Raw genomic sequence first — 23,486 nt, 5'->3', positions numbered from 1 at the left:
TTGACTCCTTAGTGTCCAAAGATGCGCATCGACCAGCTCTTAATAACACCTGGCTGAGCGTTGTTTGCCATCGGAACGTCATAGATGGTTGAAGAGTTAAAATATGCAATGTAAGAAAAGACTTCGTCGCCATTCGTATCGATTGCTCGTAATGTCCATTCGCCTTTTGCATCTTCGCCATAGAACTGGTTAGACAACATTAGTTGGTCTTTGTAGCCAGTAATCGTTGGGTCAAGAGATTGACCAACAAGACCATTACGTGGTGTTTGCAAAACGGAACGAGTCCCTGATGGCGAAACGAGCTCGATAGCTAAGTCGGGCAGGCGAGAGTGGTCTAATGTCAATTTCACTTGAACGGATTCTACCTTCAGATCATCGGCAATAGCGATACTTGATGAACCGCCAGCCAGACTTGCATCGGGTACACTTACTTCTTTAGCATTATTAACCCAAGGCGTAATAACTTGAGGCGGTAAAACACGATTCGTCATGCGAGCACGTTGCATTGCTTCATCCAAATCGACAGCGCCGAAGCCATAAAAAGTATGGAAATCTACGCCTGCAGCGTTTTTCTGCCAAGGAGAAATGGCCTCGTAGCTAACCTGTTCACCTTTGTGGTTAGTAAATTCAAGTTGTACGCCTGGATGCGTTTTATCCGTTACTTTTGCTGTCTCTGCTAGCAAAGCACGTACATCACGAGCAGAAAGTGCATGATTCGTGGACATGATTGCCGCGATGGCACCGGACGTGTTTGGCGCAGCAGACGAGGTTCCGTTCATTGTACTGGTATAGTTACAGTTCGGGTCTAGCTCCGTTCCGCCGTGTAAGCCATTGATACCAAGTCCGTCGCTGGTATTTTGCCCTTCTTCACAACCCATCAAATCGGTGGTGACCATGGCAGGGAAGTCTTGCCCATATTCACCTGCTGGTGCGGCAACCCACACGTTAGACCCCACCGATGAGTAACTCGCTCGCGTGCCATCCGAACGTAGTGCACTGGTGATTAAATTAAAGTAGTTGGCGTTGTCATAAGACTGAGCGGAGTTGTGCATCGGCAAGCCTTGGTTGTCTCCACCAGCGAAGAAGTTACTTGGTAATACGAAGAATCTTCCCGCATTGAAATAGCGATAACCATTGCCGGCTGACTTAACAAATACAGCACCGCGTCCCCATGAGTTACTCTCGCTGACATTTTTTATCACGTCCATTTCAAGTTTAAGTTGAGGATCGCTTTCATCAAAAGTTATTGGGTTGATCGGGCTGAAACCATAGCTTTGGTTAAATACACGAACATCGCGTGTGGCCGGGTCCATGCCGTGAGAGATTAGCCAGCCTTCTAATGTCTGGTTGGCTAACCAGTTAAAACCAATAAGAGAAGAGTGAGAAGCAACACCGCGTCCACCTTCACCATTGTTGCCGACTGCGCTGATCAAACCGGCTACAGCAGTGCCGTGACCATTGGTATCAACCGGATAACTTAATGGGAAAGAAGAGTCTTCGACGAAGTTTCTGCTACCTGTAACTATATTACCTGCAAGATCTGGGTGATCGATCTGCACTCCAGAGTCAATGACCGCGACTTTTACACCGATACCCGCAATACCCATTGCTTGAGTGAGCTTGGTGTTTAGGTCGTTCCCAGCAACAGCTGGGTTAGCAGCAAAAGCAGTTTGCCCTGTGTTGTCTAAGTGCCATTGTTCAGAATAGAGTGGATCAAACGCCGAGACGGCAGGTGCAATGCCTACTGCCAACATAGCAGCAAATAGGCGGTTAATGCGTATTTCCATTTTTGACCTCATGTCTTTGTTTGGAATTTTTTAGCTCCTGTTTCATATTCCTCTAACAGGAATAAACAAAGCTAACGACAAAGAATAAGGACGAAAACCATTTACAACTTGTTTACATAAAAAGTTCGACGAACAACATGAGTTAGTGTTAATTTACTGAAACTATAGGGTTTTTTAATGTCGAATAGCGCACGCATGAAAAGTAAAAAGCAGAAAATACGGTCGTACTGTCTGCTTTGAGAGGAAGGATTATTTAGTTGAAGCGGGTTGAATTGTCGCCATTGGTTTCTTCGGTTTGGCCTTTTCTTTGGGTAACACGTTATCAATCCACTTTTTGATGTATAGCTTATTGAACTCACTATCACACCACTTCTTGTTTAAACCACGTCGGTTAAACTCAGCGCCAATCGCAACTTTGGTTTGGTTGGTTGCACGGTTGTAGTAGAGGGTCTCGCACAACTGAGTGTTACTCATTTGCTGGGCATATACGTTAACACTGCTACTGCGCATTCCCAGTTGAGAGGCTTGATGGTTACTACACGCAGTGAGAAGTGCAGGCGCAAAAATAGCGATGGTTAGGATTTTTTTCATTTTGCTCTTATGACGTCGGGTGAATAACGAAGCGATTTCTTCCTGCTTGCTTTGCGTCATACAAAGCTTGATCTGCGAAGAAAAACCATTGATCCCATTCTTGTTGAATAGTTTTTACGGACAGTCTGTCGACAGCTCCGAGAGAAATTGTCGCGTTTAATGACTTAGAGTCAACCACTAGTGGCGTTTTTTCCACGATATATCTCAATCGATCCAAGAATTTAGCGCAATCTTCAGTTCTGTTTACTTCAAATAATAAGACAAACTCCTCTCCACCCCAACGGATGAGTAGGTCACCAGAGCGAGTCGATTCATTAAATAGCCTGGCAATATGCATTAACATCTTGTCGCCAATATCATGCCCATATTCATCGTTAAACGTTTTAAAATGATCGATATCTAATACGGCTAAGGCAAACGTTCTATCTGGGCTTCTACGAGCCATTTTATCCAGCCAAATGGGAAGGTAGCGACGGTTGTGCAGTTGAGTTAATGGATCGGTAGTATTTTCTTGAGTGAGTGCTTTATTAATACTCCTAACGCGCAGTACGTAACGAAAGCCAACGACACCAATCGCTGCGATAGCGATAAAGTAGAACATTTCTCTATAGCGTTGTGAACGCAGCTCTGAAGCTTGCAACGCATTTTTCGTTTCTAGTAGCTTGAGTTCTTTCTGAGCTAACTTAGCTTCGAGGTCAAACTTAATATTAATCATCTCTTCGCCGTGAATATGATGAGAAAATTCAGCTTCTAGCTCTCTTAACTGAGTCAAGTAACGAAAAGCCGCTTCAAAATTATTAAGGGTTTGATTCGCGTTTACTAGGACCGACAGCATATCAATGCGCTGTCGTATTTCTAGCTCATCGGTTGATTTAGTTTGCTCAAGTACTTTGATAGCTGTCGAAATAGCTTTATCGTATTGTTCATCTGCGAGGTATACTTCTGCATATGCTTCATAACAAGGCATTTTCTTCGCCTCTACGTTTCCCGTGATAGGGAGAGCTACGCAACGCTGTGCAACCATCAACGCTTCATCAATTTTCCCTATCGAACTTAACATTTGTGAGAAGCTGGATAATGAATAGTGTTTGATGACGTCTGACCCCGTTTGCATTGAGAGTCGGATTGCTTCATTAAAATAGTGTTCTGCCTTTTCGCTATCTCCACTGCTTAAGTGAACAATACTTAAGTTTGCGTAGATAACCCCGATGAAAAGGCTGTTGTCATATTGATATTCGCTGTTTAAATAGGTATCGAGTGCTTGTGTAAGGTAGCTACTGGCGCGAGCCCAATCGGATGCATCGATATAGACGGTACCGATATTATTCAGCGTCATGGCAACTTGCATTTCAAATACGGTTCTCTCTAACAACTCATAGGCGGTTCGGTAATATTTGAGTCCGCTACGTAGTTGATTCCGTGAAACCTCTAAGTTCCCTAGCCAGCGATATGCTCTTCCTTCTAGCGCTAAGTAGCCGAGATCGCGGGCTTCAGCGATGATGTCATGGAGTACAAGTTCTGCATTCCAATTATCGTCTAGTTCAATCATGGTTACCGCTTTATTAAGCTGCGCTTCAGCGACTACCCATGGTAAATGATGCTCTGTCCCAAACTCAATTAAATCAGGCATATCTTTGGGCAGCGGAACGCCTTCGTAGCGCTTTAGGTAAAGGCGCGCAAAGTAATAAAGGGCAAGAGATTCCGCTGACGCATTCTGTGGCGCAACTAATTCATCTTCTTCAATTGAGCGCGGCTTACCCATTGAACGAAAATAGAGATTGAGCATGGAGCTGCTTTGAGGAGAAATGTGTTCTTCCAGATAGCCCTGTTTTTCTGTGTTGGCAAGTACATGGGGTGGATGGAAGAAGAATCCAAGTACTGAGAACAGCGCGCAAGTTAGCGTTTTAATCGGAAAGTGCATGAGCTTATTAATAAAATGTGATCTCGTTTAACCCTAATACTAGGTAAGTCTATCACTTCTTATTGGCTAAGTGCGGATGGATTCCGAGTTACAAACGGCTTGTGAAGAAAGTTTCGCGAAAGGTGAGGCTAATATTCTGATTTATAATGATAAATCTGTTCAAAAGTGGAAAGATTGATTTAACGACAAAATAAACAGTGCGACGAATCTAGTGTGTCGAACATTGTTAGTGGTGTAAGTTTCATCATTTAGTCGGTGCGATTCGCATCTCGAAAGATGGCTGGTTCGCTAAAAAATTATCTTTCTGTCATAAATATTTAATGTTTGTATGGGTTGTTAAAAAACTCGATATTAGACATAGTGTTATTAAGCCAATAAAAAATGGCTTTTATAATAAACAGGAGATTAACTATGCATAATGAAATGATTCAACCTTCACACTTCGGTATTATTGGCCGCACTTGTATCGCTTCAGTGCTTATGATTGCGGGCGTTTTTGCTCTTATCTAAGATTCAATGGTAACGATGGTTACCCGCTTAAGAGTAAGAAAATTCAGGGAATCACCTTAATCTCGTATAAGGTATTCCCCTGAAAATCCAACCTAATAACTACTTTTTAGCTGAAGAAGCTAAAAATCAATGCACTTACCGCTACAATGCCCGCAGTTAAAACAAAGTAATTTGAGCCATTCCCACGATATTGTTTCAATGCATCGATTTTGTATACCGCTAACATTGGCATAATAAATAAGATCATCGCGATAACAGGCCCTGACAACGCTTCCATCATACCAAGAATGCTTGGGTTCATGATCGCTGCTGCCCAGATTGAAAAGAAAAGTACTGCAACGCTGATAAGATCAACTCGCTTTTCAGACAGTTTAGAGTGTTTAGTAATTAAACCATTTAAGCTTTCGCGTGCACCTAAAAAGTGCCCAAGAAAAGAGGAAGTGATAGCAACAAAAGCCACCAAAGGACCAAGCGTTGCGATAAATGGGTTGTCTGTTGCATTGGCTAAATAAGACAGCACCGACACGTTTTGTTCTTTAGCTTGAGCCAATTGCTCTGGTGACAGCGCTAATACACACGAAAAGACAAAAATAAGCACAAACGCAATTAACATGATGCTAGTGCGTCGAAGAATTACTTCGGATTTCGCATCCGCTTGATCGCCATAATGGCGACGTTGCACATTTGCAAAGCTTGAAATCGCAGCTGCGTGACTAAACGAGAAAATAACCACAGGAACCGCTAACCACATAGTGCTAGCAAAAGCAGACGCTTCAGGGGCGTCCATGATTGGCATGGTCCAGTTTGGTATCAAGTAAAATGAAAGAAAGGCAAGAATAGCCACTAGTGGGTAAACCATAATGGCAAAAGCCCGTAGCATGACTTTTTCGCCCGCCATCATAATGGCAATTAATGCAAACACTAGTGCACCTGAAAGCAGAGGGCGAGGCAAAGAAGCCATATCAGCTTGGTTAACCATAAAACTGTCTACGGTATTGGTAATACCGACACCGTAAATTAACAGGATCGGGAAGATCGAAAGAAAATACAGCAGTGAAATAGAGCGACCCGCTTTTGCGCCAAAGTGCTCTTCTACTACATCAGTAAAGTCTGCATTTTTGATCTTGGAAGACAGTACAAAGCGAGCTAAACCACGGTGGGCAAGATAAGTCATTGGGAAAGCAAGCACAGCCATTGCGACTAACGGCCAAAACCCGCCAATACCAAGGTTGATCGGCAGAAATAGAATGCCTGCACCAACGGCTGTTCCAAACAGACTAAGGACCCAATGTGTATCGTGTTTTGACCAAGATGTTGTTGTGTTTAATTCACTGGAATTTAACGCATTTCGAGATTCTTTCACTTAAAACTCGCTTTTATAAAAATAATAATGCGGAGAATGGTATAGGTTTTGGTGTTTGTTATCACATCGGAAGTGTGGTGAATCATGCTGAAGATAAGGGGTGGTTGTAACTTATCAAACTATGAATTTTTTTAAAAACTAGAATTTTAATCTGATATATGAGTAATAAATTGGTGTTATATTTCAAATTTTTACTAATGGGTGGTTTTTGATTTCGTGGTTAAAACTTAATCATGGATGTATATGCTAAAGAAGCTTGCTCTTACTTAATGAGCCATGGTGCATATTGTAGGGCTAGCAAGTGGCAGGTCTATGAGTCCTGCATTTAGATGAGCTTTAGGTATATACTGCCGCCACAAATGTTAAAGGAGGAATCATTGAATGGACATTCTGTCTGCACATAAAGACGACTTATTGGCTGTGTATACGCTTGAAAATACTTTGTTTGGAGAACATGCCTATCCTCAATTTTTCTTTCGACAAGCTTTTGATTGTTGGGGGGAAAGCTTACTAGTGGCGAAAGAGGGGGAGCAAGTCGCAGGATATATTTTGCTGACGACGAGCACAAATGCGCAGCAATATTGGATCATGTCACTGGCTGTCGATACTCAACATCGTGGTAAGGGTATTGCGCGTTCTCTGATTGAAAGTGCCATCGCGCCGTTGAAGTTGGGCTCAAGTGTGAAGTTGACGGTCGATCCGAATAATCAGCCTGCATTGTCTTTGTACCTCTCCCTTGGCTTCAAAGTATTAAAAGAAGAAGCGCATTATTTCGGTGACGAAGAGTCTAGATTGGTCATGGAATTAGTAAAGTAACCCTGCACGATAATGAACGAAACTTGCACTCAATCAGTGCGCGGTATTACTTTGCAATAGTTGTTTACGTTCTAACGTTTTGTAAATTAATGATTTTCAATCTTGGCACCTCGTTTGCTTTGAGATAAATGTTCATCGTTAACTCGATGCGCCGCTCTCTATAGCAGGCGAGAGCGGGATAGGGTATTACTTTTGAAAATGTACTAACAGCGTTAAAGGCATTGCTGCCTCTCTCGATTCGGGAGAGGCTTTTTTTTTGCCTGTAATTTAGGATTAGTCGCGCAGGAGGCGTTATGTCACAAGGGTGTAGAAAGACAACTTGTCCGTATTGCGGAGTAGGCTGCGGAATTGAAATCAGCAATAACAAGATTATTGGAGATGCGCTTCATCCGGCCAATTCCGGTTCACTGTGTGTAAAGGGTGTCGCATTAGCAGCAAGCTTACAAATGCCTTCAAGATTGCTCTACCCCAAGCTAAGGGAAAAAGAAGTATCATGGCAGGTGATCACAGACTTAATTGCACAAGAGATCCATCAAGCGAAAGCAGAGTTTGGACCGGATTCCGTCGCTATGTACGTGTCAGGCCAGTTGTTGACGGAAGACTATTACGTCGCCAACAAACTCATGAAAGGTTACGTGGGTAGCGCGAACATCGATACCAATTCCCGTTTATGCATGTCTTCGGCGGTTGCTGCTCACGTACGCGCATTTGGCGAAGATGTGGTTCCTGTCAATTACGACGATATTGATAAGACTGAGCTATTGATCATCTGCGGTGCGAATACCGCTTGGACGCATCCCGTGTTATTCCGTCGTGTTCAGCAAGCGCGAGAGAATAATCCAAACCTTAAATTAGTGGTTATTGACCCGCGTGAAACGGTCACCGCGCAGCAAGCGGATTTGCATCTACCGATTAAAAACGATGGGGATGTGTCACTTTTTAATGGGTTGCTCAAGTTTCTTATCGAGCAGCAATGTATTGATTCTGAATACATAAATTCCCATACCGACGGGTTTGATGCGCTTGCAGAAGAAGTTTCTGATTTGCGTTACGATGTCACTAATTTAACGTCTTCCATTGGTATTTCAGAAGAAAAACTCACGACATTCTTCCAATGGTTCGCACAAAGCCCAACCGCAATCACGCTGTTTTGCCAAGGGGTTAACCAAGCCGAAAATGGTGTCGATAAAGGCAATGCAATCATTAATGCACACTTGGCGACAGGTAAAATTGCTAAGTCAGGTTGTGGGCCGTTTTCTATTACAGGTCAGCCGAATGCGATGGGTGGGCGAGAAGTCGGTGGTTTGGCAAACCAACTAGCGGTTCATCGCGCTTTTGACGCAGACTCTATAAAGCAAGTCCAAGCGTTTTGGGATTCACCCGAAATTGCCACTAAGCCTGGATTAAAAGCCGTCGAGCTGTTTGAGGCGGTAGAACGTGGTGAGATTAAAGTTCTGTGGATCATGGCAACCAATCCCGTGGTTTCTTTGCCTGATAATCAGATGGTTAAGCGCGCGTTAGAGGCTTGTCCTTTTGTGATTGTGTCTGATATTACCGCGGAGTCGGACGTTGCTAAATATGCAGATGTTTTATTGCCAGCGGCTGGTTGGGGTGAAAAGCAAGGCATGGTGACCAACTCTGAGCGTCGACTTTCAAGGCAGCGCCAGTTTCAAACACCTCCGGGTGAAGCAAAATCAGATTGGTGGGCGATAAGCCAAGTCGGACAAGCTCTGTGTGCATTGGAAAAGACACAAAATGGCTTTGCATTTACTTCTGAGCGGGCGGTATTCAGGGAATATGCGGCGATGACAGGCATGAATGCTGATTCGCCATTGAAGCTCAACCTATCTGAATACGCGAACTTAACTGAGCAAGAATACGAAGAGTGGGTGCCGACACAATGGGGAGGAGAGCGCCCTTTTGCTGATGGAATCTATTCGCACCCAGATGGTAAAGCGCGTTTTGTCGTGACCAGTGAATTGCCTCAACGCTTAGAGAGAGCAAAAGGCTGGTGGCTCAATACGGGTAGACAACGCGACCAATGGCATACCATGACGCGTACAGGGCATATCGCACACCTTGCCGCCTCTGAGTTAGAGCCAACCGTGTACATGAACACACTCTCTGCCACTCAAAATCGCTTAAAAGCCGGACAGCTCATCAAGCTGTTCCAGCCTACTTCAAACACCGGTATTTATGCCAAAGTTGCCATTGATGAAGGTTTGGGGTTTCAGGAGCTGTTTATGTCAATGCACTGGGCGGGCCGATATGGCGGTGAAAGCAGTGTTAACGCGATAATAAACAGCGCAAAAGACCCTATTTCTGGGCAACCTGCGTTTAAGTCGTCTTATGTTGAAGTGCAAGACGCAGCGGTAAAAACCTACGGTATGTTCATCGGGACACAGTTTGATTCCGGCAAGTTTCTCTACAGCGCATTTCAAGCAGAAAGTAATTTGGGCATCTGGCGCTTCGCACACGATAAACGACCAAAAAAGCAGAGTTTTTGTCGAACGGAAAAGAGCCGCAGGATCACGATTGATATTGCCCAAGGTTGGCTAGCAGTGGATTACGATCTTGTTGGAGACGTTCGTATCATTCGTTCTGTTTTGGTGGTGTCTAGTGAACCGATTCAAACCGATTACACCAACTTTACGCACTTGATTGGCAAGCCGATGGAGTTATCGCAACTGCTTACCATCACTCAATCGCAAAGCAGCGCCAAACTGGTTTGTAGTTGTTTCCGTGTCACCGATAAACAAATACATGACGCGATGGAGAAACAAGACTGCACTTCACTGACCCAACTTCAAAACAAACTCAAATGCGGTACCAACTGTGGCTCATGCGTCTCTCAAATCAAACAAATGGTCGACAGCCATCAGCATCAAAAGGGCAAACAGCAAGCGAGCCAGCAAAGTCTGGCGATGCAAATAAAGTAAATCATAAAGAGGATAAGCACATGGAAGCGCCTTATCAAAAGTCTTGGTTTAAGAAAGGACAAGCGAGTCAGAATCAAGAACGCTCGTCTCGCTTTTCTAAGCATGACCAAGCAAGCAAACTGAACCAACTTTTAGAAGACCACTCAGTAGACCTCGACGCGAACCACAAAGGTTTTGTGTCGATTGTCGGAGCAGGACCGCACGATCCAGACTTGTTAACCGTGAAGGCAGTGAAAGCGATTATGTCGGCAGAGGTGCTGTTGTACGACCGTCTGGTAAACAAAGATATTTTGGAGTTGGCCTCGCCACAAGCCGATTGGATTTACGTGGGCAAACGATGCGGACAACCTAGTATTGGTCAGGAAGAAATCTGTAATTTGTTGGTGTCGCTCGCTCTACAAGGAAAGCGAGTTGTGCGCTTAAAAGGGGGAGATCCTTTTGTATTTGGTCGTGGAGGCGAAGAAGCATTAGCACTCGTCAAACACTCTATCGCTTACGAAGTCATCCCCGGTATTACTGCTGCGATTGGATGTTCAGCAAACAGCTTGATTCCGCTGACTCATCGTGGCGTTGCTCGCAGCGTTACCTTTGTTACAGGGCAAGTGGTAACAGGCGCATTTGAAGCGTGGAGCCAACTGATGCAAAGCGGACAAACGTTGGTCTTCTATATGGGGTTAGAAAAGTCATCGCAAATACAAACGGGTTTAATCAACTCCAGTTTGAGAGAAGATTTTCCTGTCGCGATCATTACTCATGGTTGCAGCCCTCAGCAACAAGTGCACGTTACCCAACTCAATCAGCTCAATGAGTTATCGATTACACTTAAAGGCATCAGCCCTGCATTGATTGTGATGGGAGAAGTTGTCAAACTGCGCGAACAACTAATAGAAACCGTACAGTCAGTGACGGAATACGAGGGAATATGAGCAGCATTTTGGAATGTATCAGAACAGTCGGTCGTGGCGAACGTGGTAGAAAACCACTGAACTTTGATCAAGCGTTTCGAGTTATGGATGAATACCTAAACGGAGAGTGCGATGATGATCAAATGGCAATGCTGCTGATGCTGATCCGCGTACAAAACGAGACTCAACAAGAAATCGCTGGCTTTGTAAAAGCATTCCAATCCCGCATGCCTGCTATTGGTGCAGACATCGACTGGCCATGTTACGCAGGCAAACGTGAAGCGGCAGGTCAGCCTTGGCACCTGTTGGCAGCGAAGATCCTTGCCGATAATGGTCATAAAGTGCTGATGCATGGCTATCACGACCGTCAATCTGGACGTTTACACGCCGAAGATTACCTCGGCAAATTTGCTATTACGAAAGCGGAATCAGCAGAAGACGCAAAGCGTGTGTTAGAAACACAAAACATCGTGTATCTACCGCTCAGTGCATTTGCTCCTCAAGCAGAAACCATGATCGGTTGGAAGAATCGTTATGGGCTTAGAACGCCGATTAATACCGTGGTTCGAGCATTGAATCCGGGGCAAGCAACGGTTGGTATTCGTGGTAGCTTCCATCCTGGTTTCCAACAACTTCATGCAGAAGTCGAATATGAAATCGGTCAAACCGCTCACGCCGTTGTGTCATTCAAAGGGCAATCGGGCGAATCAGAATACAACCCGAAAGTAAGCCAAACGGTATGGTTAAGCCAAACAAGCGGCGTGACATCGCACTACTGGACGGAGCAAATGCTGTCTGAGGTGCCAATGCCTACGAACTGTCCGTTTGGGACGTCAGAAGATGATATGAACCAAATGGCGAATACGGTTTTGGCAACGATGACCGTTGTGCTCTTTGCTCAAGTGCACGATAGGGAACAGGCCTTTGAACGTGCGTTTACTTATTGGGAAAACTATTGTTGTGGCAGTTAATCCTGTGACGAGCTAACCGCGAAACGTTGTTGGATCGGAATCCTTTATCTATTGTTTGTGTAAGCTTGTCAGTGATGTATTTATCACTTGAAGTGTCTCACAGCTGATTGGGGCAAACATCAGTGAGGCCTGATGAGTTTACTTTTCGATAAGAAATGAGGACAAGGATAATGGTTCTAAAGCACTCAAATTCTAACAACAAGGCGTCACATCCCATTCCACAAGAAGCTTTCGATTGGTATGACGAATACGCACATGGCAAAATCTCTCGTCGAGAGTTTCTCAACCGTCTTGGTGGCCTCGCTGTTTTAGGTTTTAGTATGACGGCCCTGGTTGATGCTCTGACTCCAAATTATGCACTCGCAGAGCAAGTTTCCTTTAATGATCCTGAGATCAAAGCAACCTATGAAACCTTTGCTTCGCCCAATGGACATGGGGAAGGTCGCGGCTATTTGGTTGTGCCACAAAAGAAGACCTTAAAATCGCCGACAGTGTTGGTGATTCATGAAAATCGAGGTCTAAACCCATACATCAAAGATGTCGCCAGACGACTCGCGAAAGACGGCTTTATTGCTTTCGCTCCTGACGCGCTTTATCCACTCGGTGGCTATCCGGGGAACGATGATGAAGGTCGCGCCATGCAGAAAGAGATGGACAGAGCCAAGATCGAACAAGATTTTATTGCTGCTGCTAATTTCATTAAACACTACGAGGGTGGGAACGGTAAATTAGGCGCTGTTGGGTTCTGTTTCGGTGGATACATCGTTAATATGCTTGCAGCGGTAATGCCAGAAGAGCTGGATGCAGGTGTGCCTTTCTACGGAACACCGGCGGCGCAAGAGATTCAAAAGCAGGTCAAAGGGCCGTTGATGATTCACTTCGCAGGGCTCGATAAGCGCGTCAACGACACATGGCCTGCCTATGAGCAGCAATTGATCGCGAACGATGCGCAATATCAGGCGTTAATGTATGAAAACGTCAACCATGGCTTCCATAACGACTCAACGGCTCGCTACGCACCAGAAGAAGCGGCGCTCGCGTGGGAACGCACACTAGGTTTCTTCAAAGAACATCTCGCCTCTAGTTAAAACGCTTCAACTTTAATTGGCACATTCCTTGTTATGTCTCTCTTAGTGAGTGAGATATAAACAAGGAATGTGCATGACTCAATCAACGTCAAAAACACCCATCATAGTATGCTGTGATAGCCTCCAAGAGCAGGCTCGACTGTCCGGCTTGTTGAGCAAAGATTACGACAACATAGTTGGCTGCCAATTGGCACAACTAGAAACTTTGATGCAGCGAGAACCATCGGCACGCGTTGTTGTTGGATGGCAGAAGCCGACGGCGGAACTGCGTTTGATTGTCGATTTCTGTCGCAGAAAATCGGCACCACTCCTTATCGTGCTGAAGCAACTATCATCCAATGATATCAATCGGTTATCAGAAAAAATGGATTATGTTCTCATGCCACATGATAGTGAGTTTGCACTTCAACCCTGGATTGAACATGCGACATTAGTGAGAGCGAAATTCGAAAGTATGCAATCGGAAATTGAATCGCTGACCCATAAGATTGAAGAGCGCAAGCTGGTGGAAAAAGCCAAAGGTCTGCTGATGAAGATGCACAGTGTTGATGAAGATCAGGCTTATAAAGCGCTTAGAAATTCAGCCATGCAATCGAGCCAAACGCTCTCACAAGTGGCGAAGAATCTGATTACGGCATTGCAGTTAATGGATTAACTTCTCTACTACTTTGGGGTTATGGCAGAAATTCTACCGTGGTGCGTGTTGCACTAACAGCAAGCAAAAACAGTTGCTTGGTTACGAGGGTAGACTCTAATGTGCTGTATTTAAAGTAGAAAATAAGTTGGCACAGTACTTGGATTAGTTAAAACGGGTTTATTGTTGAATCGCTTATCTCAATTATCAACGGCGGTAATTGTAGACTTAGCAACGGCGCTACTGCTCTTCGGAGTAGTGGCGCTTTTTTTATGGGAGCAAACCAATGAAATGGAGTTCGATGCTGAAAGTGTCAGCAATTTCGTTATCGGTATTCACCACGGTCAGCGTAAAGGCAGAGTTGGGTGAGCCAGAAATTGAAGACCTGAAGTTTGGTTTTATTAAGTTAACCGATATGGCACCGCTGGCGGTTGCTTATGAGAAAGGCTTTTTTGAAGACGAAGGCTTGTACGTCACTTTAGAAGCGCAAGCAAACTGGAAGGTGCTCTTAGACCGAGTCATCGATGGTGAGCTTGCTGGCGCTCACATGCTTGCTGGTCAACCATTGGGCGCGACGATTGGTGTCGGCACAAAAGCAGAAGTGATTACCGCGTTCAGTATGGATTTGAATGGTAACGCAATCACGGTTTCCAATGATACTTGGGAGCAGATGAAGCAGTACATTCCAAAACAACCAGATGGCAAGCCTGTTCACCCAATCAAAGCAGATGCCTTAAAATCAGTTGTCGACAGCTATCTGGATAAAGGCAAACCGTTCAATATGGGCATGGTGTTTCCTGTTTCTACTCACAATTACGAGTTGCGTTATTGGCTAGCGGCTGGTGGGATTCATCCCGGTTTTTACGCCCCAGATTCTGGTGACAACAGTGGTCAGTTGGATGCTGATGTTCTTTTGAGTGTTACACCGCCACCACAAATGCCAGCCACAATGGAAGCGGGCACAATCAAAGGGTACTGCGTCGGCGAACCATGGAACCAGCAAGCCGTATTCAAAGGCATTGGTACGCCAGTCGTGACCGATTACGAAATCTGGAAGAACAACCCAGAGAAAGTGTTTGGTGTTTCTAAAGCTTGGGCTGAGAAGTATCCAAACACGCACATTCGCGTAGTGAAAGCCTTGATTCGAGCTGCACATTGGTTGGATGAAAACGACAATGCCAACCGCCAAGAAGCAGTGAAGATGCTATCAAAAAGCGAATACGTTGGAGCGGATGCCGAAGTTATCGCCAACTCAATGACGGGCACATTTGAATACGAGAAAGGCGACAAACGAGACGTGCCAGACTTCAACGTGTTCTTCCGTCATAACGCCACGTATCCGTATTACAGCGATGCGATTTGGTATCTGACCCAAATGCGCCGCTGGGGGCAAATCTCAAGCGAGAAATCCGATGATTGGTACATGGATGTGGCAAAAGAGGTTTACCGTCCAGATATCTACCAACAAGCAGCTCAAGCGCTAATTGAAGATGGTGTGTTGAGCAAAAAAGACTTCCCAGATTTCAGCGCTGAAGATGGTTTTCGCGCGCCACAAACACACTTTATCGACAACATCGTTTATGACGGTCGCGAGCCAAATAAATATCTAGAGAAGTTCTCTATCGGGCTTAAAGGAAAAGACAAAGTTTAGGATGAGCAGTCCTACAAAAAATACAGCGGGCAGGTGAGTCTGCCCGCAATAACAAGGATGTAAATTTCTTAGGAGTGAGTATGTCTAGTAATGTCATTTCCCTGTTTCCTGCTAAGCAGGTAGTGAACCGAAGTCGGTTGGTGCTTTTGCCCGTCATTGGCTTGCTGATCTTTTTGGCAATGTGGCACTTAGCAGCGAGAGAAGTGCAAACTTCATTAGGTACGCTACCGGGACCTGTGCAAACTTTTCAGCAGTTCAGCAACCTTGTCGATGACCATTGGCAAGAGCGAGAAAAAGAACAAGCGTTTATCGAACGCCAGGAAAAACGAAATGCTGCGAAGTTAGCCAAGAATCCAGACGCGGAAGTGAAGATTCGTCCTTACACAGGTAAGCCGACGTTCTTCGACCAAATCATAACAAGCTTAGTGACTGTGACAGCGGGCTTTCTGCTGGCGACGGTTATCGCGATTCCACTTGGCATCGTGCTTGGTCTTAATCATGGGCTGTATCAAGCGTTCAACCCAATCATTCAATTGCTCAAGCCTGTATCACCTTTGGCTTGGCTGCCTATCGTTACCATGGTGGTGAGTGCTACTTATGTTAGTGATGACCCGATGTTTGCTAAGTCGTTCATTAACTCTCTGATCACAGTAGCGCTGTGTAGCTTATGGCCGACTCTGATTAACACCGCTGTGGGTGTGACGAGCGTTGATAAAGACTTAATCAACGTGAGTAAAGTGCTTCAACTTTCGTGGTGGCAGCACATTCGCACCATCGTTTTACCTTCTGCCATTCCAATGATTTTCACTGGTTTACGTCTCTCTTTAGGTATCGCTTGGATGGTATTGATTGCGGCAGAAATGCTCGCGCAGAACCCTGGGTTAGGCAAGTTCGTTTGGGATGAGTTCCAAAACGGCAGCTCAGCGTCATTGGGTCGCATCATGGTGGCGGTCATCACTATCGGCTTTATCGGTTTGATGCTCGATAGAGGCATGCTGCAACTTCAAAAGTGGCTGTCTTGGAATAAACAACAAGCGTTGAGATAAGGGAAAAGATCATGGAAAAAGCATTATTAGATCTAACGCGTTTAGGGATGCGATTCCCAACGCCAGATGGCGAGTTCATCGCACTAAAGAACGTCGATTTACAAATCAATAAAGGTGAGTTTGTATCGCTGATTGGCCACTCTGGTTGCGGAAAATCAACGGTATTGAACTTAGTTGCGGGTCTGCACATGCCAACAGACGGCGGCGTGATCGTCGATGGACGAGAGGTGGCAGGGCCGGGGCCTGACCGCGCAGTGGTGTTCCAAAACCATTCATTATTGCCTTGGCTCACCGTATATCAAAACGTTGAGCTCGCAGTAAAGCAAATTGCCGGCAAAAAGGGCAAAGCGTGGATTCAGGAACAAGTGAATCACTATTTGGAGTTGATTCAAATGCAGCATGCCGCGCACAAAAAGCCGGATGAAATCTCTGGTGGTATGAAGCAGCGAGTCGGAATCGCCAGAGCACTGGCACTTCAGCCAAAGGTTTTATTGATGGATGAACCATTTGGCGCGTTGGATGCGTTAACACGTGCGCACTTACAGGATGCACTAATGAAGATTCAAGCCGAGCTAAACAACACCGTCATCATGATTACCCATGACGTGGATGAAGCGGTGCTGCTATCCGACAAAATCGTGATGATGACTAACGGACCGGCAGCAACCATTGGTGAAGTGTTAGAAGTGAATCTACCTCGCCCTCGTGAGCGTGTCGCACTGGCAGATGATGCGCAGTATCAGAAGTGTCGACAAGCGGTGCTGAAGTTCCTTTACGAGAAGCAATCCAAAGTCGAGATTCCTGCTTCGAAAGAAGACAAGCCCAAAACCGCAGCGCAAACGGCATAAGGAGGCAGTGATGAATAGTCCTTTAACGATTCCAGTAAAGAACGCATTAAGCCACATTGTTGTGGTAGGTAACGGTATGGTCGGGCAACACCTCGTCGAGCAATTGGTGCAGAAAAATGCACATTTGGAGCACCGAATTACCGTGATTGGTGCAGAGCGTTTTATCGCGTATGACCGTGTACAGTTGTCCTCTTTGTTTGCGGGGAAGTCTCATGATGATTTGATGCTGAGTAACCAAGAATGGTACGACATGCACGGCATCCAACTCGTACTTGGCAGCCAAGTAACAGGCATCGACAGAGAGCAAAAGCGCATTCTGCTTGATGGTGAAGATGTGCTGGGTTACGACCAACTCGTGCTCGCGACCGGTTCGTACCCATTTGTGCCTCCAATTGAAGGTAAAGACCGCGATAACGTGTTTGTCTACCGCACGCTTGATGATCTTTCACAAATCAAAAAGGCATGTGAAGGCGCAAGAACGGGCGCAGTGATTGGCGGTGGCTTGTTGGGTTTAGAAGCGGCAAACGCACTCAAACTATTGGGGTTAGAAACTCACGTTATTGAATTTGCGCCACGTCTGATGCCCGTGCAGTTAGATGATGGTGCCGGCTTAGTGCTAAAAGAGAAGATTGAAGCGCTAGGGTTAACCGTACATACCTCGACGGGTACGGAGCGAATCTGCGATGGTGAAACGGCTAAGCATCGTATGGTTTTTAAAGACAAAGATCCTCTCGAAGTAGATGTGATTGTCTTTTCCGCAGGCATTCGCCCTCAAGATGAGTTGGCAAGAATGGCTGAGCTAGAAGTCGGCGAGCGAGGCGGCATTGTGATTAACAACCAATGCCAAACCAGCGATGAGAATATTTATGCGATTGGCGAATGTGCTCTTTGGGAGCAGAAGATCTTTGGTTTAGTCGCACCCGGTTACACCATGGCGAGAACCACCGCCGATGTCTTGACTGGGATGCCGAGTGAAGGTTTTAAAGGTGCAGACATGAGCACCAAACTCAAGCTGCTTGGGGTAGATGTGGCGTCTATCGGCGATGCACAAATGCAAACCGAAGGCGCACAGGAAATGGTGTTGCAAGATGCGGTCACAGGCATCTACAAAAAGCTAGTGGTTGATGCGAGTGGTACCCAATTGCTTGGTGCGATTCTCGTTGGTGACAACAGCGACTACGATGCGCTCTTACAGTGTTATTTGAACAAAACTGTCTTGCCAGACCACGCGGCGAATCTGCTGTTTGATACCGGAATGCTGGATGGAGAGATGCCAGACAGCGCCATCATCTGTTCTTGTCACAACGTCACAAAAGGCGATTTAGTTGCCGAGATTCAAGCTGGCACTACCAACCTGACGGACCTTAAAGCCAACACCAAAGCCGGTACTGGCTGTGGTGGCTGTAGCAATATGGTGAAGTCGGTATTGGATACTCAATTGGCAGCCATGGGGGTAGAGGTTAACAACCACCTTTGTGAGCACTTTGAGCTCAGTCGACAAGAGATGTTCCATATTTGCCAAGTGGAACAAATCAAAGACTTCGACACCTTAATCGCACTGCATGGCAAAGGGCATGGGTGTGATATCTGTAAGCCGACAGCAGCATCTGTGTTTGCTTCTTTGTGGAATGAACACATCATGGAGCCACAGCATCAATCTCTGCAAGATTCTAACGATGCCTTTATGGCTAACCTGCAAAAAGATGGCTCTTACTCGATTGTGCCTCGTGTTCCGGGCGGTGAAATCACACCAGACAAACTCATCGTGCTAGGCGAAGTTGCTCAGCAATACGATCTGTACACCAAGATCACTGGCGGTCAGCGCGTGGATTTATTTGGTGCGCAATTAGAACAGCTTCCTGAAATCTGGCAAACCTTAATTGATGCTGGTTTTGAAACAGGGCACGCCTACGGCAAATCGGTGCGCACCGTGAAATCTTGCGTGGGTTCTACTTGGTGTCGCTATGGTGTTGATGACTCGGTCGGATTAGCCATTGAGTTAGAGAACCGCTACAAAGGATTGCGAGCTCCCCATAAGCTTAAGTTTGCCGTATCGGGCTGTACTCGCGAGTGTGCAGAAGCGCAAAGTAAAGACATTGGGGTGATCGCCACCGAAAACGGCTGGAATCTATACGTTTGTGGTAATGGCGGCATGAGACCAAGACACGCTGATTTGTTTGCATCCGACTTATCCAAATCAGAGTTGATCACCATGATTGACCGAGTTTTGATGTTCTACGTCAGCACCGCTGATCGCTTGCAGCGTACGTCTGTGTGGATGGAGAACATGGAAGGGGGCTTAGATTACCTTAAGCAAGTGATTCTGGATGACTCTCTCAACCTATGTGACTCTTTGGATGAACAAATGGCGCGCGTCGTAGATACCTATCAATGTGAGTGGAAGAGTACGCTGGATAATCCTCAAAAATTGCAACGCTTCCGTCCTTTCTTGAACAGCACGTCGGGCAGCAAAGTCTTGCCGTACCAACGTGTGCGCGGTCAGCGTATTCCAGTGAAACAGGAGGTGTGAATGGCAGCTTTAACCAAAGTGAAATTGTGTCAGCTTGATGACCTAATGCCGTTTATCGGTGCCACTGTATTGATTGAAGGCGAGCATGTGGCGTTGTTCTACATTCCTGATAACGGTGTTTATGCTGTTCAGGATTGGGACCCAATTGGTAAGGCTTATGTGATGAGTCGAGGGATTGTCGGTGATATCGATGGTGAGATGTGTGTTGCGTCACCACTGTACAAACAGCATTTCAGCCTAAAGAGCGGGCAGTGTTTGGAAGACGAAGCGCACTGTCTAAAAACGTGGCAAGTAACGGTCGACGATAATCAGGTTTGTTACTTAGTCGAAGAATGATCCTCGAAATTAGCTTGCTCGATATGAATAAATTCTTGGCGTAAGAGACAAGCGAATAAAGCTCCAGAGGCAGCACAGTAAGGCTCTGGAGCTTTTTGCTATTTGGAAGGGTTCACTTGTAGTTCGGTATAGCCAGTCGAGTCGTCCATCGCTCTAGTGAACTCAAGTTCAAGATAAGAATAGATGATCAATTCTGCGGTAGTATCAATCACTGTGCCTTCCAGCAAATGTCCACCCCAAACTCGCCCTTCACGATCAGACACCGAGATATGAACGTGTTGATGTTCAGGCGTTAGGGTTCCCATCACAGAGACGATTTCAAATGGCTCTTGTTTGGTGAGCGTACTCTCTGCACCTGCCAAACGAAGGTTGAGGTCAGAGACACAGCCAACGCATGAGGTAATCGAGCCTGCTTTGATACCGTGCTGTTCGACCAATTTCGCTAGGCTGAGCTTTAAGTCCATGCCTTTGGTAAGACGTACTGCTATCACTTCAATCGACATGTTATTTCCTAATCAATACCAGTAAGCAGGAAAGCGCCGTATCCAAATCGGCATAACGTTTGGCTTTGCCAAGTACGCGCATGCCTTGCATGTTGTTGAGAACAAAACGAGCAAGCTCTTCTGGTTTCAGCGTTTTCGGCACTAAGGTTTCTTTCTGCGCATTGGTCAACGCATCCGCAATGATGTCGATAAGATGGTCAAACAAAAAATGCCCTTTGCGCAGCACGTCATCGTCTTCGCCAGCGTGCTCAATCAACGCATTTTGAATAAAACACCCACAGTTGCGTTTGCGTTGCAGCTCAGCAAAAGATTTAAGGAACGATTCCAATTCAGGTAAAGACGCGTCGTCTTTTTCCAAATCATTCAGTGACGGTAGCGAGACCTTCTTCAAGTAAGTATCGAGCGCCTCGTAGTAGAGCTGTTGCTTGTCACCATAGGTGTTGTAAAGACTGAAGCGGTTGATGTTCAACTCGTCGGTGAGATCAGAAATGGATGTATTAGCGAAACCTTTACGCCAAAAAACGTCCATAGCGACTAATAGTTTTTCTTCTCGATCGAAGTTGGCTTTTCTTGCCATATGCGTACCTACCTGAGCGGTTTTTCTCAAACCACTCCTAAACTTATTGAACAACTTTTGGGAAATGAAGTTCTTGACTGATCGTTTATAAACTGGATACAGTATATCCTAACCAATCGGTTAGAAAAAGAAAAAGGATATAAAATGAAGCTCTACGAAACCGCGATAACTCCAAGTTGTAAGCGAGTTAGCATTTTTTTAAAGGAAATTGGTGGCGATGTTGAACGCATCGCTTTAAATGTGCGTGACGGCGAAAATCTAGCGGAAGATTTCAAGCAAAAAAGCGTCAATGGAAAAGTGCCATTGCTTGAGCTTGAAGATGGCACGACGATTTGTGAGAGCGTCGCAATTTGTCGTTATCTGGATGAAGCGTTTGAAAATAATTTAGCTCTGTTTGGGGCAAACCAACTTGAGCGCGCGCAAGTGGAAATGTGGCATCGCGTGGTGGAGTTTCAAGGTCTGTATGCTGCTTTTCAAGCATTTAGAAACATCACAGCTATCTATGAAGATAGAGAGCGTTGTGTTAAAGAGTGGGGCGAAGAGTCCAAGCAACGCGTGCAAGAGTTTTTACCGTTGTTAGATAAGCGACTTGGTGAAAGCGAGTTCATTGCCGCTGACCATTTTACTATCGTCGATATTACAGGCTTTATTTTGATTGGTTTTGCAATTAAAGGCCTAGAAATCGATGTGTTTACTACTGCACCAAACATTGCGCGTTGGTATGAGCAAGTTTCAGCTCGGCCTGCATTTCTAAGTTGATGTACCAGCAGCGAGTAGATCATTGCTCGCTGCTATTGCCTTTCGAATTCACAAGGATATTCAAATTCTTCAGCTTTTTTCTTATTTTGTCTCCTATCGCCTATAATTGGAAAAACAACCTCAATGGGCTTCAATGCGTTTTAGAGCCTAGCGCTCTTAGTCTGTAGACGTTCTTTTCATAGTGGGAAGTCTATTAATAGACAAGGAGAGGTCATGCGTATTCAAGTTAAAACTATCAATAATGTTCTTATTGCTCTTTTAATGGTTTCGGTCTTTGGTCTCGTCGCGCTGTACCTCAATAACACACAGCAGAATGAACAGATTGAAAAACTGCAAAGTCAGTTAATAGAGAAAGAGCATCAGATATTAATCTCCAATGAGGCGCTGTCTTACACTCGATATCAACACCAGTTATTAGCTGAAGATTATAGTCGTTTTAGAAATGAGCAATCAGTGACTAGTGTTCTACGTTAGCGTGCCCGACTACCGTCTTAAGGAGGCGAATGAAATCCATTCTTTTGGTCGATGACAGTAAAACAGTACTACTTTATATCAGCAGTGCATTAGAAAAGCAGGGATATGAAGTTATTGCTGTTGAAGACGGACAATCCGCACTTGAAGTGCTGACTTATCGCAAAGATATTCAGTTTGTACTTAGTGACTTAATGATGCCTGGCATTAATGGTATTGAGCTGTGTCGGCAATTAAAATCACAAGTTAGCGAACGTTACATTTTCTTTGTTTTATTGTCCTCTAGAAATGACCAAAGCTCGATCGTGAAAGGCATCGATGCTGGCGCAGATGACTTTGTGGATAAGAAGACGTCTGTAGAGGAACTTCAGGCCAGAATCCGCGCGGGGTTTCGTACTTTAGAACTGCACAACAAACTCGTTGAGAGAAATAAAGAGTTAGATGCAGCCTATCGAATGATCCATCAAGATTTACAGTCTGCTAGTCACCTGATGGAGCAACTACTCCCAGCGGAGTCGTCTATCCAGAACATGCAATTTAGTTACGCCTACAAACCGTGCTCCCAGATTGGTGGTGACATGTTGGGGTATTTTGAGCTTGATGAACAACATGTCGCATTTTATGTTTTCGATGTTTCAGGTCATGGTGTTTCGTCTGCTTTGATGGCTTTTTCTATCCAACAGACGTTATCTCAAAATCTGGGACCTGATTCGATAACCATGGAGCTAAGAGATGGCGACTACTGTATCAGTGAACCAGCAGCCGTTATTGATCGGCTAAACCGACGGTATCAGCAAACTAGGAACAGTCAGCTTTATTTCACCATGGTTTATGCCATTCTTAATACAGAATCAGGACAACTTCGCTATTGTACTGCTGGTCATCCTAAGTTCCTTGTTTGGCGAGCGAGCACCGAAACTACAGAGCTGGCGGGTGAAGACAACTTTATGATTGGCGCTTTGCAGCCGATGGAGTACGTTGATAATCAAATTATTCTGAGTGAGGGGGATGTAGTATGGCTTTATTCGGATGGTTTGATAGAAGCGAGGCGAGGCGAGGCGATGTTTTCAGTACAAAGGTTGGAATCAAGTATAAAAGCTGTTTGTACTTCGCAATTAGAAGCAGAAGTGCAGGCTAGATGTGTCTTTGAACAAGTACAATCGTGGCAGAACAAAGATGAGTTTGATGATGATGCGAGTCTTTTACAAGTAAGGTGGCGTGGCTGATAGCCTAGGGATAA

The 23,486-nt window shown here is 45.3% G+C and carries 20 protein-coding genes; 14 read left to right on the top strand and 6 right to left on the bottom strand.

Annotated elements, in window-relative coordinates; translation table 11 throughout:
- Nucleotides 1-8: 8 nt before the first annotated feature.
- From CBX98_RS09220 to CBX98_RS09200, 4 genes are all read right to left on the bottom strand, one after another.
- Complete coding sequence (locus tag CBX98_RS09220) at nt 9-1,787, bottom strand: S8 family peptidase (protein ID WP_109169043.1); 1,779 nt, start codon at nt 1,785-1,787, stop codon at nt 9-11.
- 249 nt (nt 1,788-2,036) lie between these two features.
- Nucleotides 2,037-2,378 (bottom strand): hypothetical protein, encoded by a 342-nt coding sequence (locus CBX98_RS09215; RefSeq protein WP_012842508.1) that lies wholly within the window; start codon nt 2,376-2,378, stop codon nt 2,037-2,039.
- A gap of 7 nt (nt 2,379-2,385) precedes the next feature.
- Nucleotides 2,386-4,299, bottom strand: coding sequence for a tetratricopeptide repeat-containing diguanylate cyclase (locus tag CBX98_RS09210; RefSeq protein ID WP_109169042.1), 1,914 nt, complete (start codon nt 4,297-4,299; stop codon nt 2,386-2,388).
- A 616-nt stretch (nt 4,300-4,915) separates the two neighbouring features.
- Nucleotides 4,916-6,172 (bottom strand): aromatic amino acid transport family protein, encoded by a 1,257-nt coding sequence (locus CBX98_RS09200; protein WP_109169041.1) that lies wholly within the window; start codon nt 6,170-6,172, stop codon nt 4,916-4,918.
- Nucleotides 6,173-6,553: 381 nt separating this feature from the next.
- On the opposite strand from CBX98_RS09200, the gene CBX98_RS09195 reads away from it, so the two are divergent.
- From CBX98_RS09195 to nirD, 11 genes are all read left to right on the top strand, one after another.
- The gene (locus tag CBX98_RS09195) at nt 6,554-6,988 is read left to right on the top strand and encodes an N-acetyltransferase (RefSeq protein WP_005395641.1); all 435 of its coding nucleotides are present in this window, start codon (nt 6,554-6,556) and stop codon (nt 6,986-6,988) included.
- Between the two features lie 293 nt (nt 6,989-7,281).
- Entirely contained in the window at nt 7,282-9,927 is a 2,646-nt protein-coding gene (locus tag CBX98_RS09190; RefSeq protein WP_109169040.1) for a nitrate reductase, read from the top strand.
- A 20-nt stretch (nt 9,928-9,947) separates the two neighbouring features.
- Nucleotides 9,948-10,853: a uroporphyrinogen-III C-methyltransferase gene (gene cobA, locus CBX98_RS09185; protein ID WP_109169039.1), complete on the top strand. Its 906-nt coding sequence runs from the start codon at nt 9,948-9,950 to the stop codon at nt 10,851-10,853.
- Nucleotides 10,850-11,803 (top strand): glycosyl transferase family protein, encoded by a 954-nt coding sequence (locus tag CBX98_RS09180; RefSeq protein WP_109169038.1) that lies wholly within the window; start codon nt 10,850-10,852, stop codon nt 11,801-11,803. The genes cobA and CBX98_RS09180 overlap by 4 nt, the downstream gene beginning before the upstream one ends.
- 170 nt (nt 11,804-11,973) lie before the next feature.
- The gene (locus CBX98_RS09175; protein ID WP_048625125.1) at nt 11,974-12,891 is read left to right on the top strand and encodes a dienelactone hydrolase family protein; all 918 of its coding nucleotides are present in this window, start codon (nt 11,974-11,976) and stop codon (nt 12,889-12,891) included.
- A gap of 73 nt (nt 12,892-12,964) precedes the next feature.
- Nucleotides 12,965-13,546 carry an ANTAR domain-containing protein gene (locus CBX98_RS09170; protein WP_172605945.1) on the top strand — a complete coding sequence of 194 codons (582 nt, stop codon included), beginning with the start codon at nt 12,965-12,967 and terminating at the stop codon, nt 13,544-13,546.
- 265 nt (nt 13,547-13,811) lie between these two features.
- Nucleotides 13,812-15,176 (top strand): CmpA/NrtA family ABC transporter substrate-binding protein, encoded by a 1,365-nt coding sequence (locus CBX98_RS09160; protein WP_109169036.1) that lies wholly within the window; start codon nt 13,812-13,814, stop codon nt 15,174-15,176.
- Between the two features lie 80 nt (nt 15,177-15,256).
- Nucleotides 15,257-16,222, top strand: a complete 966-nt coding sequence (locus tag CBX98_RS09155) for an ABC transporter permease (RefSeq protein WP_109169035.1) — start codon at nt 15,257-15,259, stop codon at nt 16,220-16,222.
- 11 nt (nt 16,223-16,233) lie between these two features.
- Nucleotides 16,234-17,070 (top strand): ABC transporter ATP-binding protein, encoded by an 837-nt coding sequence (locus CBX98_RS09150; RefSeq protein WP_005450080.1) that lies wholly within the window; start codon nt 16,234-16,236, stop codon nt 17,068-17,070.
- Between the two features lie 10 nt (nt 17,071-17,080).
- Nucleotides 17,081-19,600, top strand: coding sequence for a nitrite reductase large subunit NirB (nirB, locus tag CBX98_RS09145; RefSeq protein WP_109169034.1), 2,520 nt, complete (start codon nt 17,081-17,083; stop codon nt 19,598-19,600).
- Complete coding sequence (gene nirD / locus CBX98_RS09140; RefSeq protein ID WP_031412669.1) at nt 19,601-19,936, top strand: nitrite reductase small subunit NirD; 336 nt, start codon at nt 19,601-19,603, stop codon at nt 19,934-19,936.
- A 98-nt stretch (nt 19,937-20,034) separates the two neighbouring features.
- Here nirD and CBX98_RS09135 read toward each other — a convergent pair whose 3' ends face one another.
- Nucleotides 20,035-20,439, bottom strand: a complete 405-nt coding sequence (locus CBX98_RS09135; RefSeq protein WP_109169033.1) for a PPC domain-containing DNA-binding protein — start codon at nt 20,437-20,439, stop codon at nt 20,035-20,037.
- 1 nt (nt 20,440) lies between these two features.
- A complete protein-coding gene (locus tag CBX98_RS09130) occupies nt 20,441-21,016 on the bottom strand; it encodes a TetR/AcrR family transcriptional regulator (protein WP_005395660.1) in 576 nt (191 codons plus the stop codon).
- 144 nt (nt 21,017-21,160) lie between these two features.
- Here CBX98_RS09130 and CBX98_RS09125 point away from each other — a divergent pair, with 144 nt between their 5' ends.
- The 3 genes from CBX98_RS09125 (at nt 21,161) to CBX98_RS09115 (ending at nt 23,472) form a co-directional block, all read left to right on the top strand.
- Nucleotides 21,161-21,775: a glutathione S-transferase gene (locus CBX98_RS09125; RefSeq protein WP_047009249.1), complete on the top strand. Its 615-nt coding sequence runs from the start codon at nt 21,161-21,163 to the stop codon at nt 21,773-21,775.
- 213 nt (nt 21,776-21,988) lie between these two features.
- A complete protein-coding gene (locus tag CBX98_RS09120) occupies nt 21,989-22,249 on the top strand; it encodes a hypothetical protein (protein ID WP_005395662.1) in 261 nt (86 codons plus the stop codon).
- A gap of 29 nt (nt 22,250-22,278) precedes the next feature.
- A complete protein-coding gene (locus CBX98_RS09115) occupies nt 22,279-23,472 on the top strand; it encodes a SpoIIE family protein phosphatase (protein ID WP_109169032.1) in 1,194 nt (397 codons plus the stop codon).
- Nucleotides 23,473-23,486: the final 14 nt, after the last annotated feature.

The organism is Vibrio sp. T9 (assembly GCF_003123985.1).
GTDB lineage: Bacteria > Pseudomonadota > Gammaproteobacteria > Enterobacterales > Vibrionaceae > Vibrio > Vibrio diabolicus.
The sequence above is the reverse complement of the archived record's forward strand: the minus strand, read 5'-3'. Positions and strand labels throughout refer to the sequence as shown.